Source organism: Lichenicoccus sp. (genome assembly GCF_965277665.1).
Lineage (GTDB): Bacteria > Pseudomonadota > Alphaproteobacteria > Acetobacterales > Acetobacteraceae > Lichenicoccus.
The window spans coordinates 3,634,665-3,647,767 of record NZ_OZ255835.1 but is presented as its reverse complement, the minus strand read 5'-3'; the positions used below and the strand labels follow the sequence as shown (position 1 = coordinate 3,647,767).

Annotated in this window: 13 protein-coding genes; 7 read left to right on the top strand and 6 right to left on the bottom strand. The window is 70.7% G+C overall.

The features are described from left to right. Positions 1–48 precede the first annotated feature (48 nt). Together apaG and folE are read left to right on the top strand one after the other, a co-directional pair. Positions 49–519: a Co2+/Mg2+ efflux protein ApaG gene (apaG, locus tag ACQY4O_RS17065; RefSeq protein WP_428377527.1), complete on the top strand. Its 471-nt coding sequence runs from the start codon at positions 49–51 to the stop codon at positions 517–519. Then, the gene (gene folE, locus ACQY4O_RS17060; protein WP_428377526.1) at positions 519–1,151 is read left to right on the top strand and encodes a GTP cyclohydrolase I FolE; all 633 of its coding nucleotides are present in this window, start codon (positions 519–521) and stop codon (positions 1,149–1,151) included. Before apaG ends, folE begins: the two co-directional genes overlap by 1 nt. Positions 1,152–1,332: 181 nt before the next feature. Here the strand turns inward: folE and ACQY4O_RS17055 are convergent, their stop codons facing one another. Next, the gene (locus tag ACQY4O_RS17055) at positions 1,333–1,923 is read right to left on the bottom strand and encodes a POTRA domain-containing protein (protein ID WP_428377525.1); all 591 of its coding nucleotides are present in this window, start codon (positions 1,921–1,923) and stop codon (positions 1,333–1,335) included. A gap of 182 nt (positions 1,924–2,105) precedes the next feature. Then, a complete protein-coding gene (locus ACQY4O_RS17050) occupies positions 2,106–2,771 on the bottom strand; it encodes a VC0807 family protein (RefSeq protein WP_428377524.1) in 666 nt (221 codons plus the stop codon). Between the two features lie 196 nt (positions 2,772–2,967). On the opposite strand from ACQY4O_RS17050, the gene ACQY4O_RS17045 reads away from it, so the two are divergent. Then, positions 2,968–3,567: a TetR/AcrR family transcriptional regulator gene (locus tag ACQY4O_RS17045; RefSeq protein ID WP_428377523.1), complete on the top strand. Its 600-nt coding sequence runs from the start codon at positions 2,968–2,970 to the stop codon at positions 3,565–3,567. 64 nt (positions 3,568–3,631) lie between these two features. Here ACQY4O_RS17045 and cynS read toward each other — a convergent pair whose 3' ends face one another. From cynS to ACQY4O_RS17025, 4 genes are read right to left on the bottom strand one after another with little or no spacing between them, the layout of a single operon-like run. Next, entirely contained in the window at positions 3,632–4,081 is a 450-nt protein-coding gene (gene cynS / locus ACQY4O_RS17040; protein ID WP_428377522.1) for a cyanase, read from the bottom strand. Further along, positions 4,078–4,617: a molybdenum cofactor biosynthesis protein B gene (gene moaB, locus ACQY4O_RS17035; RefSeq protein ID WP_428377521.1), complete on the bottom strand. Its 540-nt coding sequence runs from the start codon at positions 4,615–4,617 to the stop codon at positions 4,078–4,080. The genes cynS and moaB overlap by 4 nt, the downstream gene beginning before the upstream one ends. A 32-nt stretch (positions 4,618–4,649) precedes the next feature. Beyond that, positions 4,650–5,594 carry a siroheme synthase gene (locus ACQY4O_RS17030; protein ID WP_428377520.1) on the bottom strand — a complete coding sequence of 315 codons (945 nt, stop codon included), beginning with the start codon at positions 5,592–5,594 and terminating at the stop codon, positions 4,650–4,652. Continuing rightward, positions 5,591–6,685 (bottom strand): A/G-specific adenine glycosylase, encoded by a 1,095-nt coding sequence (locus ACQY4O_RS17025; protein WP_428377519.1) that lies wholly within the window; start codon positions 6,683–6,685, stop codon positions 5,591–5,593. Before ACQY4O_RS17025 ends, ACQY4O_RS17030 begins: the two co-directional genes overlap by 4 nt. Between ACQY4O_RS17025 and ACQY4O_RS17020 the strand changes: the two genes are divergently transcribed. The 4 genes from ACQY4O_RS17020 to ACQY4O_RS17005 are packed head-to-tail and all read left to right on the top strand — an operon-like array spanning position 6,684 to position 12,875. Next, positions 6,684–7,133, top strand: a complete 450-nt coding sequence (locus ACQY4O_RS17020; RefSeq protein ID WP_428377518.1) for a DUF721 domain-containing protein — start codon at positions 6,684–6,686, stop codon at positions 7,131–7,133. The two genes, ACQY4O_RS17025 and ACQY4O_RS17020, sit on opposite strands and share 2 nt — an antisense overlap. A gap of 35 nt (positions 7,134–7,168) precedes the next feature. After that, complete coding sequence (locus tag ACQY4O_RS17015) at positions 7,169–7,594, top strand: OsmC family protein (protein ID WP_428377517.1); 426 nt, start codon at positions 7,169–7,171, stop codon at positions 7,592–7,594. A gap of 57 nt (positions 7,595–7,651) precedes the next feature. Next, complete coding sequence (locus tag ACQY4O_RS17010) at positions 7,652–8,278, top strand: thioredoxin domain-containing protein (protein ID WP_428377516.1); 627 nt, start codon at positions 7,652–7,654, stop codon at positions 8,276–8,278. A gap of 31 nt (positions 8,279–8,309) precedes the next feature. After that, entirely contained in the window at positions 8,310–12,875 is a 4,566-nt protein-coding gene (locus ACQY4O_RS17005; protein WP_428377515.1) for an AAA family ATPase, read from the top strand. Positions 12,876–13,103: the final 228 nt, after the last annotated feature.

Here is a 13,103-nt window from a genome sequence, read left to right as displayed (position 1 = left end):
AATGCCCGGCACGGCAGAACCGGGCGCCAGAACGGGAGGGACGCCGGCATGAAGGATAACGACCCCGCAGCCGCAGGGCTGGCGATCGGGGCCGCGGCACCCGCCGGGGAGACCAACGGACCGAGCTACGCTGCGGTCACGCGCGGCATCCGGGTCACGGTTCGGCCGTTCTTCCTCGAGGACCAGTCGCAGCCCGAGGAGCGGCAGTTCGTCTGGGCCTACCGGGTCCGCATCGAGAACCAGGGCGCCGAGGATGTCCGCCTGCTGCGCCGCACCTGGCACATCACCGACAGCCGCGGCCATACGCAGCATGTCGAGGGCAGCGGCGTGGTCGGCGAGCAGCCGCAGCTGCGTCCCGGCGCGGCGTTCGAATACATCTCCGGGGCGCCGCTCGAGACGCCCTCTGGTTTCATGACCGGCGCGTACCACATGGTGTCGACCGCAACCGGCGAGACCTTCGACGTGCAGATCCCGACCTTCAGCCTCGACAGCCCGCACCAGTCGGTCATCCTGCACTGATGGACCAGGTTGTCGTTCCGGGCATGCTGCCCCGCCATGCCGACCGGCCATCCCAGGAGGAAGCCGAGCAGGCCGTCCGTACGCTGCTGCGATGGGCGGGGGAGGATCCCGGCCGGGAGGGCCTGCGCGACACCCCGCGCCGTGTCGCCCGGTCGTACAACGAGTTCTTCCAGGGCTACGACACCGACCCGGTGGCCCTGCTGGCCACCACCTTCGCCGAGACCGACGGCTACGACGAGATCGTGCTGCTGCGCGACATACGCATCGAGAGCCATTGCGAGCACCACATGGTGCCGATCATCGGCAAGTGCCATGTCGCCTACCTGCCGCGCCGGCGCGTGGTGGGCATCAGCAAGCTGGCGCGCGTGGTCGAGGTCTATTCGAGGCGGCTGCAGATCCAGGAGCGGCTGACCGCGCAGATCGCCAACACCATCAACGAGGTGCTGGAACCGCACGGTGTCGCGGTGATCATCGAGGCCGGCCACCAGTGCATGAGCACGCGCGGCGTGCACAAGCCGGGCGTCTCGATGGTGACCAGCCGGATGCTGGGCGCGTTCCGCGACAACCCGACCACCCGAAGCGAGCTGCTGTCGATGATCAACCACAGCTCTCCGATGGCGGCATTCGACTAGAACCTGTTTCACTCTGTAGAGGCTGCTTGCAAACGCCTGCTGCTGGATGAGAGCGGCCGCTTCCGGCCGCGCCCGGCGTGACTTTTCGAGCACCGCAGCGCAGCGGCCTACTGGCCGTGAGCAGCGGAGCGGAGATAACATCGCGTCGGATCGCCAGCAGCAGGTGTTTGCAAGCAGCCTCTCAGTCGTGGCCCTTCTCGGTGATCTTGTAATCCACGATCGCATGGTTGGGCTGCGGATAGGTGGCGCTCGGCATGATCTGCGCGCCGACATTCTTCTTCTTGTACAGCGCCAGGATCGCCTGCATGTTGGTGGTCACCTTGGCCTCGTCCACGGTATCGCCCGGACGCAGGGTGATGACGCTGTCGATCGCCTCGGTGGTGATCAGGCTGTTGCCCTCGACCGTGACCTTGTCCACGCGAAGCACCGCCGGGCCTTGCGGCGCGGGGGCGGCCTGCTCGGTGATCAGGTAGGCGACCGTGGCGGCCCCCGACGGCTGGATGGTCAGGCGCTGCTTCAGGCTGGCCCCGACATTGGCGTGGCGATAGACGTCGACCACGGCGTTCTCGTTGGCCACGAGATCGGCCCGCGTCACCTTCTGGCCGACATGCACCGTCATCGCACTGTCGATGTCGGTGGTCGGGACCCGGTGGTTGCCGATCACCTCGATGCGCTGCAGCTTCATCGCGGACGGGACGCCCTGGGCGAAGGCAGGAGTCGATGCCAGGGCCGACAGCATGGCGGCACGCACGAGCAGACGATCGATCTTCACTGTGGCCGGTCCCCGGGTCGGTTGCGGAGGGCAGCATACAGACGCCTGCGATGCGGTCGACCCTTGCAGGGTTCAAACCTGCAGGTCCTGGATGAACTCCGACACCGGCCGGACCCCGGATACCAGCAGAAGGTCGCGGTAGTTCACGCTTAGCCTCGAGGGTAGACCCGCGAGCGGACGCCTCATTCCGCCTCCTGCGCCGCCCACCGCCTTCCTGCACGGATGCTCCAACGGGTGAGCAGGATCGGCAGGATGACCCAAAGGATCTGCGTCGCAGCAACAAGTGTCGCATCGGGCCAGATCGCCGCCAGCCCCGCTCGCAGCGCTGCTTCCCCGCCGAGGAACACCGCCCACACCACGGTCAGACGGCGCATCGATCGGCGAAAGATCGCCGACGCCCACTGCGCTTCGAACGCCCGTGCCTCCTCCGGCGTCGGGCATGTCGTGTCGCGTGCCAGGTAGAACAGCGCCGGCCGCTTGAGGGTAAGCGAAGCCATGAAGGCCAACGCGATCGATCCGGTCACGAACGATGGCCGGATCAGAGCGAACCAGGCCGAGCCGGATAGCGCTGTCGCCCCCAGACTTAGCGCCGTCGCGAAAATCACCAGCAGCGAAAGCCCGTTCATTCGCCTGCGTTGAACGAGACTGACCAGCGCCACGGCCGCGGGCACGACGGCACTCAAGATCAGCGACCGCGCATCGCTCTGTCCTGCGCGCTTGAGCAGGACGTATGCGGCGTAAGGCAAGACCACATTCAACACGATATCGATCGCGATCGCCCGACGGCTGCCACCGGGCCTGGCGGCCGGGTTGCCGTTCGCGGCGCCAGCCACAATCGGGCTGTTCATGACGCCTCTCCCACCCGGTTTGCCCGGAACCGTACGGACCTGCACGGGCTGCGGAGCTCTCTCCTGCGACACCGGAGCATCATTGCTGCGTCCCATCGGCAGACCGCATTCTATACGGTGTACAGATCGGTTGTAGCCTTGTCGCTACCGATCTGTCCAGTGTAAAGTCCTACCGCTCCGGTTTGCTCCTCCTGCCATGGTGTGTCTCGTGAAACGCCCCTATCACCACGGCGACCTTCCGGCCGCCCTCCTGCTCGCGGCGGGCGACATCCTCCGCACCGAAGGCCTGCAAGCTTTGACATTGCGCGCGGTCGCCCGCCGGGTCGGCGTCTCGCACATGGCGCCTACCCCGCACTTCGGCGATCTGTCAGGCCTGCTGAGCGAACTCGCCGCCGTGGGCTACCGGATGTTCAATGACGCCCTCCGGCAAGCGCAGAACAACCCTGGCGCCCGCTCCATCCCGAATGCCACAGCACGCGCCTACGTGGCTTTTGCCCGCGCGGAACCCGCCATGTTTGTGTTGATGTTCCGGTCCGAACGGCTGAACTTCGGCCGCCCCGCTTTGGCAGAAGCCGCTGCAGAGGCTTCCCGCGCGCTCATGTTTAGCGCCGGCCCCGCTGATACGCACCCGTCGGACGCCGGCCGCCTTGCCATCGTCGGCAGGGCCGTCGGCCAGTGGTCCGTCGTGCATGGCTTCGCCATGCTGCTTATCGACGGCCGCCTCGACGGCGTCCTTGCCGTCCCCGAATGCCATGGTGACGTCGACGCGTTGCTGGATATGGCTCTCGCGTCCTGAAATGTGCGGAAGCTGGAGGCGGCCGCCCGGGACGACGTGCTCGACCGAACCGGAAGTAGCTCAATCAGTACGGCTTGTAAGGCAGGAACTTGCCGCTCATCGAGATCTTGACCCGGTCGCCCTGGTTGTCGGGCTCGCGCGCCAGGTCCATGCGGAAGTCGATGGCACTCATGATGCCGTCGCCGAACTCCTCGTGGATCAGCGCCTTGAAGGTGGTGCCGTACACCGAAACCAGCTCGTAGAAGCGATAGATCAGCGGATCGGTCGGCACCGGGGTCGGCAGCGAGCCGCGATAGGGCGGCTCCTGCAGCAGCCTGATCTCGAACGGATCGAGCCCGAGATGATCGCCGATCGCCTCGGCCGCGGCTTTCGGCACCTGCATCTGTCCGAGCAGCCCGGCGGTCACGAACTCCTTTGACAAGTCAGGAGCCAGTTCCGCGAGCCCGCTCCAGCTCAGTGCGCGCTCGATCTTGATCCGCACGATTTTCTCGGTCAGCTCCGCGCGCATGCTCATGAAGTAAGATGCTCCTTCAGGCGTGGCATCAGCTCGACGAAGTTGCAGGGCGAATGGCGGCTGTCGAGCTGCCAGACCAGGATGTCGTCCCAGCCATCGCGGGCGGCGCCGGTGCTGCCCGGCAGCGCGAACAGGTAGGTGCCGTTGGCAACGCCGGCGATGGCGCGGGACTGGATCGTCGAGGTGCCGATCTTCTGGTACGACAGCATGCGGAACAGCTCGCCGAACCCCTCGATCTGCTTCTCGAGCACGCGCGCATAGGCCTCCGGCGTCACGTCGCGGCCGGTGACGCCGGTGCCGCCGGTGCTCACCACCACGTCGATCTGCGGATCGGCGATCCAGCCCGACAGCCGGCCGGCGATAAGCCCGGCATCGTCCGGCTCGATGGCGCGATCCGCCAGCACATGCCCCGCCGCCTCGATCCGGCCGGCCAGGATGTCGCCGGAGGTGTCGTTGGCGAAGCTGCGGGAGTCCGAGACGGTGAGCACCGCGATCCGGACGGGGATGAATTGCTTGCTGAGATCGAGGCGTGACATGCCGAGACTTGACCAGCGCCGACGCGGTGGCGTCAATCTCGGACCGAGGCGACCCCCGGCACGACCGCATGATCGACACCCGCTTCGCACAGGGCCCGCGCATCGGCGTCGGTCGGGGAGAGCCGCACCAGCTTGCCGCCATCGCCTGCCAGCCGCACCAGCAGCGCCGGCGCCTCCGCATCGAGCACCACGACACGCGCGGCATCGCGGCGCGCCACTTCCAGCACCGCCGGGCTCTCGGCCGCGCCATGCACGATGACATCCGCCTCGCCGAGCAGGCGCAGCGCCCGCAGGGTGAGCAGGTCGGCCGGTCCCGGCCCCGGATGCACCAGATGCACGAAGCCGCGCTGCACCGACGCACCACGCGCCGCGTCGTCCAGCGCCCGCCGATACGCCGCCTCGGCCTCCACCTCGCGCCCCTCCAGCACCAGCTCGGCGACCGGCCCGGACAGCGCCGCCTCCAGCATGCGCCGACGTTGCAGTACGTCGGGCAGCACCCGGCGGGTCTCGTCTTGCAGCCGCCCCGCGAGTGCGGCGAGCCTGCCGAACCCCGGCGGGACCAGCGTCTCGATCCTCGCCCGCAGCAGCCGGGCCAGCACCGGGGCGGCGCCCCCCGAGGAGATCGCGATCGACAGCGGCGCACGCTCCACCACCGCCGGCGTGATGAAGCTGCCGAGCTCCGGCTGGTCGACCACGTTGTGCGGAATGCCGCGCCGCCGTGCCGCCGCCGCCATCGCCCGGAGCTGCACCTGCAGCGGATGGTCCCGGGCGCGCGCGTCCTCGTCGGCAGCGCCGATGGCAATCGCGCAGCCATCCAGCAGCGCCTCGTCGAACTCGGTCGCGCGCACCAGCAGCGCGCCGCAGGCGAGCAGGGTGGCGGCCCGGCGCTCGGCCGCCTCGCCCGCGCCGAGCAGCAGCGCGCGGCGTCCGTCGAGATCGAGGAACACCGGCAGGCGGCCCGGCTGCGTGTCGCTCACCGCACCAGTTCCAGGCACTTGCGCATCAGCGACGGCAGCGCCTCGGCGCCCATCGCATCAGGCGCGCGCAGAAAACCGTCCTGCAGTAGTGCCGGCGCCACCCGCCCGACGCTGGCCGCATGCACCTGCAGGGTCAGCGCGAAGTGGGTGAACAAATGCGCCACCGAACCGACGACGCGCCAGTCCGCCGGCAGCGGCGCCGACGCCAGCACCTCGGCCGGTTCCCAGGGCGCATCCCGCCATGCGGTGCCGGGGAACTCGGTCATGCCGCCGAGCAGCCCGCTCGCCGGACGCCGCCGCAGCAGCAGCCGGCCGTCGGCATCCGACAGCAGGAACACCGCGCCGTGACGTTGCGGGCGCACCACCTTTGCGGCCTTCACCGGCAGATCGCCGGTTCGCCCCAATGCGCGCGCCGCACAGGAGCCGATCCAGGGGCAGATCGTGCAGGCCGGATTGCGCGGCGTGCAGAGGGTGGCGCCGAGATCGAACAGCGCCTGCGCGAAGTCCGACGGGCGCGCCCGCGCTTCCGGCTCGGCATTCAGCGTCGCCGCCGCCCGCGCGATCGCACGGCGCGCCAGCGGCAGCGGCGTGTCGATGGCGAACAGCCGGGCGGCGATGCGTTCGACATTGCCGTCCACCGGCACCAACGGACGCCCGAACGCGATCGCGGCGATGGCGGCCGAGGTGTAGGCGCCGATCCCGGGCAGCGAACGCAGCGCCTCGACGCTGTCCGGGAAGCCGCCGAGCGCCGCGACGGCGCGGGCGCAGGCATGCAGGTTGCGGGCGCGTGCGTAGTAGCCGAGACCGGCCCAGGCCGACAGCACCGCGCCATCCTCTGCGGCCGCGAGCGCCTGCACGCTGGGGAACAGCGCCAGGAAGCGGCGATAGTACGGCATCACCGCCGCCACCGTGGTCTGCTGGAGCATGATCTCGCTGAGCCAGACATGGTAAGGGTCGGCGGCATGGCCGGGTCCGGCACGCCAGGGCAGCACCCGCCGGTGCCGGTCGTACCAGCGCAGCAGGGCACCGGCGGGAGGCGCATCGGAATGGGCAACGAGGGCGGCTGATGCGTGCGGCACGGGAGCATCCATGACGAACCATCGGCGCCACGTCTATGGTCCGAGAACACTCGGCACGCTGCTGCCGGCGATCGTGCGGCCGGCGCTGCACAGCCGCAATGCGGCGTCGGCGCAACTGGTCGCGGACTGGGATGCCATCGTCGGCCCGGCGCATGCCGCGACCACCCGGCCACGCCGCCTGTCCGCCGGCACGCTGACGCTGGCCTGCGCCGGCCCGGTGGCGCTGGAACTGCAGCATGTGGCCGACCATCTGATCGGGCGGATCAACACCCATTATGGGCGGCAACTGGTGAGCCGGCTGCGCTTCATCCAGGACGACACCGCGCTCGCCGACCGCACCCCGCCACGCCCGGCCCCGCCTGCTGCGGTAGCGGTGGACATTCCCGACATGCCGGAGGGACCACTACGCGACGCGCTATCGGCGTTGGGCGGACGTATCGCCGCCCGCAAGCGCCGCTGATATAATGCGACAGGCAAGACCAGGGAGAGACCCAAATGAAGACCAACGGCTCGGCAGTCTGGCAAGGCGGCCTGAAGGACGGCAAGGGCGCCATCACCACCCATAGCGGCGCGCTGAAGGAATACCCGTACGGCTTCGCGGCCCGCTTCGAGGGCAAGCCCGGCACCAATCCCGAGGAGCTGATCGGCGCGGCGCATGCCGGCTGCTTCACCATGGCGCTGTCGATGATCCTGGGCGGCGCCGGCCTCACCGCCGAGCACATGCAGACCACGGCGGACGTCACCCTCGACCAGGTGCCGGACGGGTTCTCCATCACCAAGGTGCACCTGACCCTAAAGGCGAAGGTTCCCGGCGCCACGCAGGAGAAGTTCGCCGAGCTGACCGCGATGGCCAAGGCCGGCTGCCCGGTCTCCAAGCTGCTCAAGGCCGAGATCACGCTGGACGCCAGCCTGGAGTCCTAAGTTGCAAAGCAGCGAGCGGTCTGGCGTACTGCGGCGGTTTACGGAGTCGCCTCGACCATGCCGACCGTTCGCCGCCGTTCACTTCTCGGTGCAGCACTCACCCTCGGTGCGGCGCCTGCCCTGCTACTGCCGCACGCGGCCCGGGCGCAGCAGGCGGATCCGCGCATGGCCGAGCGCGCGCTTGGCCGGCCGGACGCGAAGCTCGCGGTGCAGGAATGGTTCTCGCTGACCTGCACGCACTGCGCGCGCTTCGCCGCCGAGACCTTCCCAGACGTCAAGGCGAAGCTGATCGATACCGGCCGCATCCGCTACGTGTTCAAGGACTTCCCGCTCGACCAGGTGGCCCTGACCGCCGCCATGGTCGCACGCGCGCTGCCGACCGACCGCTACGAACCGTTCGTGCTGGCGCTGCTGGCAAGCCAGGATCGCTGGGCGTTCGGCCAGAATGTCGATCCGCAGGCACAGCTGCAGCAGATGGCGGCCCTCGCCGGCATGCCGAAGGCGACGTTCGACGCCACCATCGCCGACGACAGCCTGCGCAAGGAAATCCTGGCGGAGCAGGATCGCGGCCAGAACCAGTACAAGGTCGACAGCACGCCGACCTTCGTGTTCGGCGCCGCCAGCCATTCCGGCGAGATGGACTACGACACGTTCCTCAAGCAGGTGACCGCGGCCGGAGCTTGAGAAATGGACGCTTGACCGGCACGGTCCCTCGATGAGCGTGCGCTTCGCCCGCCTGCGCATTGCCGGCTTCAAGAGTTTCGCCGAACCGGTCAGCGTGGATATCCTGCCTGGCCTCACCGGGATTGTCGGACCGAACGGCTGCGGCAAGTCGAACGTCGTCGAGGCGCTGCGCTGGACCATGGGCGAAAGCTCTGCCCGCTCGCTGCGCGGCGGCGAGATGGACGACCTGATCTTCGCCGGCACCGCGGGTCGGCCGGCGCGCAACCTCGCCGAGGTCACCCTTACGCTCGAGGAGGCGGCCGGCATCGCGCCGCCGCCGTTCGACGACCAGCCGGAACTGCAGATCTCGCGGCGCATCGAGCGCGGCGCCGGCAGTGCCTACCGGGTCAACGGGCGCGAGATGCGCGCGCGCGACGTGCAGACGCTGTTCGCCGATCTCGCCAGCGGCGCGCGCTCGTCGGCGATGGTCAGCCAGGGCCGCGTCTCCACCCTGGTCAATGCGCGGCCGGAGGAGCGCCGCTCGATCCTGGAGGAAGCCGCCGGCATCACCGGCCTGCACGCGCGCCGGCACGAGGCGGAACTGAAGCTGCGGGCGACCGAGGCCAACCTCGCACGCGCCGAGGACCTCCGCCTGCAACTCGAGACGCGGCTCTCTGAACTCGACGTGCAGTCCAGGCAGGCGCGTCGCTATCGGGAGGTCGCCGCGGGGCTGCGCGAGGCGGAGGCCGGGCTGCTGGCGCTGTTGCATGCTCGCGCCCGGGCCGCGGTCGCGCAGGCCCGCGCCGCAACGGCCGCGACGGACGCGGCGTTGTCGGCCGCCGGGCAGCGCGCCGAGCTGGCGACCATCGCCGAGCATGCCGCCGAACTGGCCCTGCCGCGGCCCCGTGAAGCCGAAGCCATGGCCCGCACCAGCCTGGAGCGCTGCCGCATCGCCGCCGAGACGCTGGCGTCCGAGGAGCAACGCGTCGCGCGCGAGCTGGTCGACGCCCAGGCCCGTCTGTCGCGCGCGCGTGCCGAAGCCCAGGCCGCGGCAGCGCGCCTGGCCGATGCCGAGCAGGCGCTGGCGGCGTTGGAGGTGGAGCTCGCCGCCGCCGAGCGCCGCCGCAGCGCGCTGCCGGAGCGGCGGCAGGCGGCGCTGCAGGCGCACCAGGACGCCCAGGCCGGACTGGCGGCGGCGAATGCGGCGCATGCCGAAGCCGTTGCCGGCGAGAACACGCTGCGCAGCCGGAGCGGGCAACTCGAGCGCGAGCATGCGGCGGCAGCGAACAGCCTGGACCGCCTGTCGGCGCAGCTGGCCGCGCTGCGCACCGATCATGACGCGGCGGCCGCGTCGCTGCCTGCGGAGACGGAGCGTGCCGCCCTGCAGGCAGCCTGCGAGCAGGCAGCTTCGGCCCTGGAGCAGGCAGCAGCAGCAGCCGAGCAGGCGAGCGAGGCACGCAACAGGGCGGCGCGGGACGCCGACCTCGCCGGGTTGCAGGCCGCCGATGCGTCGCGGGCGCATGCCGCCGCGGTCGCTTGGGAGGCGGAGGCCTCGCTGCGCGCGGCGCGGCTCGCGGCCGAACTTGCGACGATCGCGTCGGAGATCGCCGGAGCGCAAGCCGGTCGCCTTGCCGAGCAGGATGCGGCGGACGGCCGGCAGGAGGTCTCCGCGCAGGAGACTCGGCTCGAAAGGCTGCGGCACGGCCTGGCGGCGGCCGAGACGGCGCGGGCCGAGGCGCAGGAGGCGCATGCCACCACCCGCAGCAAGGCCGCGGAGGCCCGGGCTCTGCACGAGCAGGCATCGGCCGCCACTACCTCTGCGGCGGCCATGCAGGGCCGCGCCACAGACCAGCACGAGCAGATCGTCCGGGACACGGCTGCGGCGGAGGCGATCCTGGTGCCGCAGGATCGCCTCGATCGTTCTGCAAGCCAGGTAGCAGGGATCGAGTCCGTATTGGACGCGGCGCGCGCCGCGCTGGCAGCTTCAGAGCAGTCACGCGAGGAGGGCGAGCGGGAAAATGCGGCGGCCGGGCAGCGTCTCGCCTCGATCCTGGCGGAGCAGGCGCGTCTGCAGGCGCAGCTCGACGGACTGGCACCCGGGGCGGAGGAACCTGCGCCGGATGCCGAAAACTGGCAGCACCTGGCTGACGTGATGACAGTGCCGCCGGGCCTGGAGCGCGCGATCGGAGCAGTGCTGGCAGACGGGCTGGACGCCGCGCTGGATCCTGCCGCCCCGCGATATTGGCGCGACCTGGAGAGGGGATCTCCGGTCGCGCTGCCGGCGGGCGCCACCCCGCTCGCCGGGTTGCTCGACGCTCCAGCCGCGCTGGTGTTTGCCCTGTCGCATGCGGGCCTGGTCGAGGAGGCGGATGGCTCTGTGCTGCAGGTCGCCCTGCAGCCGGGACAGGCGCTGGTCTCGCGGTCAGGCTCGCTCTGGCGATGGGATGGCTACAGCGACACCGGCGGCCTGTCTGCCGAGACCACCGCCGCACGGGCGGCACGGGCGCTCGAACAGCGCAACCGGCTGCGTGAGACCAACGCGCGCCTGGAGGCCGCGGCCGGCGAAGCCGACGACGCGCGGACGCAGGCGGAGATCGTGGCGCGGACGCTAGCGGACCGCGTGGCGGCCGCAGGCGAAGCTCGCATCCGGCGCGATGAAGCGGAGGCGGCGCTTTCCGCCGCGCGTGAGGACCATCGCGCCCTGCATGGCCAGGCCGACGCCGCGGGCGCCCGGCTCGACGCCCTCGTTCCGCAGCGCGACCGCGCCGGGCAGGCGCTGCATGAGGCCGAGCAGGCGCTGGCGGCGGCGCGGTCGCAGCGCGAGGCACTCCCGGTCGTGGCTGCGCTCGAGCTGTCGCTGGACCAGGCGAGGCTGCGCGAGGCCGAGGCGGTTGCCGCCGAGAGCCAGGCGCGCGAGGCGCGGCGGCAGGCCGAACAGCGGCTTGAGGGCGGCCGGCGCAAGGTCGCAGAGCATCTGGCCCGACAGGCTGAGACCGAGAGCCGGCTCAATGCCCTGCGGCCGCAACATCTGCGCATCGCGGAAGACGAGCGGACGGCACGCGAGGAACTGGCCGCAGCCGGGGAGGCCCTGCCCGGACTGCCCGATCCGCAGACCGGCACGCTCGCCGCCGCGCGCCTGCGGGAGGCGGCCCGGACCGCGGAAGCGCTGGAGTATGCGACGCGTGCGGAATGGCGCGACGTGGCGGCACGCCTTGAGCGGCTGCAGGAGGAACGCTCGCGCCTGAACACCAGGCTGGTCGAGCAGCGCAGCCGGATGGAGGCGCTGGCCCCGCGACTGGCGGCGCTGGCAAGCGAACGGCAGGACGCGCTGGATGCACTGGCTCGCGCGCAGGCGGCGCGGGACCAATTGCCCGGGCTGGATGCGGCCGCTGCAGCCGCGGCCGAGGCGTCGGCCCGCCTGGAGGCGGCATGGGATATGGAAGCGGCGTGCCGCGACGCGCAGCTGCGGCTTGCCTCGGAGGGCGAGGCACTCGAGACCGAGGTGACGCGCCTGGCCGGGGCCCGCGCGGACTGGTCGCGCCGGGCGGCTGCCGCACGCGAGGACTGCCAGGCGGCGCGCGCCCGGCTGGCGGCCGACCAAGCGAGCCATGACGCGCTGGCCGAGGCGCCGGCCCTGGCCGGGCAGCACCGCCGCCAGCACGATGCGGCGCTGGCCGACGCGGTGCGCGAGCACCGGGCGGCGAAGCAGACGCTGGACGAATCCGACCAGGCTTTGCTGGACGCGCAGAACGAGCGCCGCAGCGCCGATGCGTCGCTGATGCAGGCGCGCGAAGCCAGGCTCCGGCTGCAGGGGCGCAACGAGCAGGCCGAGGCGATCCTGGCGCAACTGCTGGCCGAGACGCCGCCAAAAACGCCCCAAGAAGCGCCGCATGAGACGCTGACGCCCGACGATCTGAGCGACAACGCGGAGGCAAGCCTGCGCCGCCGCGTCGCCCGGCTCGCGCGCGAGTGCCACGAGATGGGGCCGGTGAACCTGCGCGCCGACATCGAAAGCGGCGAGGCGCAGGCCCGCGCCGACACGATCCTGCGAGAGTGCCGGGAGCTGGAGGCGGCGATCGCGCGCCTGCGCGGCTCGATCGGCCATCTCAATCGCGAGGGACGCGAACGGCTGCTGGCGGTGCTCGAGCAGGTGGACCGGAATTTCCAGACGCTGTTCGCCCGCATGTTCAATGGCGGCCGGGCGCATCTCGGCATGGTCGGCAACGACGACCCGCTGCAGGCCGGCCTGGAGATCTACGCGCAGCCGCCCGGCAAGAAGCTCGCCACCCTGTCGCTGCTGTCCGGCGGCGAGCAGGCGCTGACCGCCTTGTCGCTGATCTTCGCGGTGTTCCGCTGCAATCCCGCGCCGGTCTGCGTGCTGGACGAGGTCGATGCGCCGCTCGACGATGCCAATGTCGAGCGCTTCTGCGCGCTGCTCGCCGACATGGTGGCCGAAACTGGGACCCGCTTCCTGGTGGTCACCCACCACCAGTTGACCATGGCGCACATGGACCGGCTGTACGGCGTCACCATGCAGGAGCGCGGCGTCAGCCGGCTGCTGTCGGTGGACCTTGCCGCGGCGTCGGAGATGACGGAGCGGCAGCGCGAACCGGCCTGAGAGCCTGTTTGAAAACACCTGCTGCTGGCGATCCCCCTTTTTCCAAGGATGGGCGCCTTTCCTGTGCTCCACTGCTCACGGCCAAACGGCCGCTGCGCTGCGGTGCTCGGAAAGCCACGCCGGGCGCGACCCTTCGGGCCGCTCTCATCCAGCATCAGGCATTTTGAAACAGGCTCTGGGCGACTTCTCTGAGACACCGGGATTTCCTGGACAAGCACGCCGGATGCG

What these genes read in the sequence shown, in the direction of transcription:
- ACQY4O_RS17010 (WP_428377516.1), top strand. Translation starts at nt 7,652, where the DNA reads ATGCCGACCGTTCGCCGCCGTTCACTTCTCGGTGCAGCACTCACCCTC.
- apaG (WP_428377527.1), top strand. Translation starts at nt 49, where the DNA reads ATGAAGGATAACGACCCCGCAGCCGCAGGGCTGGCGATCGGGGCCGCG.
- ACQY4O_RS17005 (WP_428377515.1), top strand. Translation starts at nt 8,310, where the DNA reads ATGAGCGTGCGCTTCGCCCGCCTGCGCATTGCCGGCTTCAAGAGTTTC.
- ACQY4O_RS17020 (WP_428377518.1), top strand. Translation starts at nt 6,684, where the DNA reads ATGACGAACCATCGGCGCCACGTCTATGGTCCGAGAACACTCGGCACG.
- ACQY4O_RS17025 (WP_428377519.1), bottom strand. Translation starts at nt 6,685, where the DNA reads ATGGATGCTCCCGTGCCGCACGCATCAGCCGCCCTCGTTGCCCATTCC.
- folE (WP_428377526.1), top strand. Translation starts at nt 519, where the DNA reads ATGGACCAGGTTGTCGTTCCGGGCATGCTGCCCCGCCATGCCGACCGG.
- cynS (WP_428377522.1), bottom strand. Translation starts at nt 4,081, where the DNA reads ATGAGCATGCGCGCGGAGCTGACCGAGAAAATCGTGCGGATCAAGATC.
- moaB (WP_428377521.1), bottom strand. Translation starts at nt 4,617, where the DNA reads ATGTCACGCCTCGATCTCAGCAAGCAATTCATCCCCGTCCGGATCGCG.
- ACQY4O_RS17015 (WP_428377517.1), top strand. Translation starts at nt 7,169, where the DNA reads ATGAAGACCAACGGCTCGGCAGTCTGGCAAGGCGGCCTGAAGGACGGC.
- ACQY4O_RS17050 (WP_428377524.1), bottom strand. Translation starts at nt 2,771, where the DNA reads ATGAACAGCCCGATTGTGGCTGGCGCCGCGAACGGCAACCCGGCCGCC.
- ACQY4O_RS17045 (WP_428377523.1), top strand. Translation starts at nt 2,968, where the DNA reads ATGGTGTGTCTCGTGAAACGCCCCTATCACCACGGCGACCTTCCGGCC.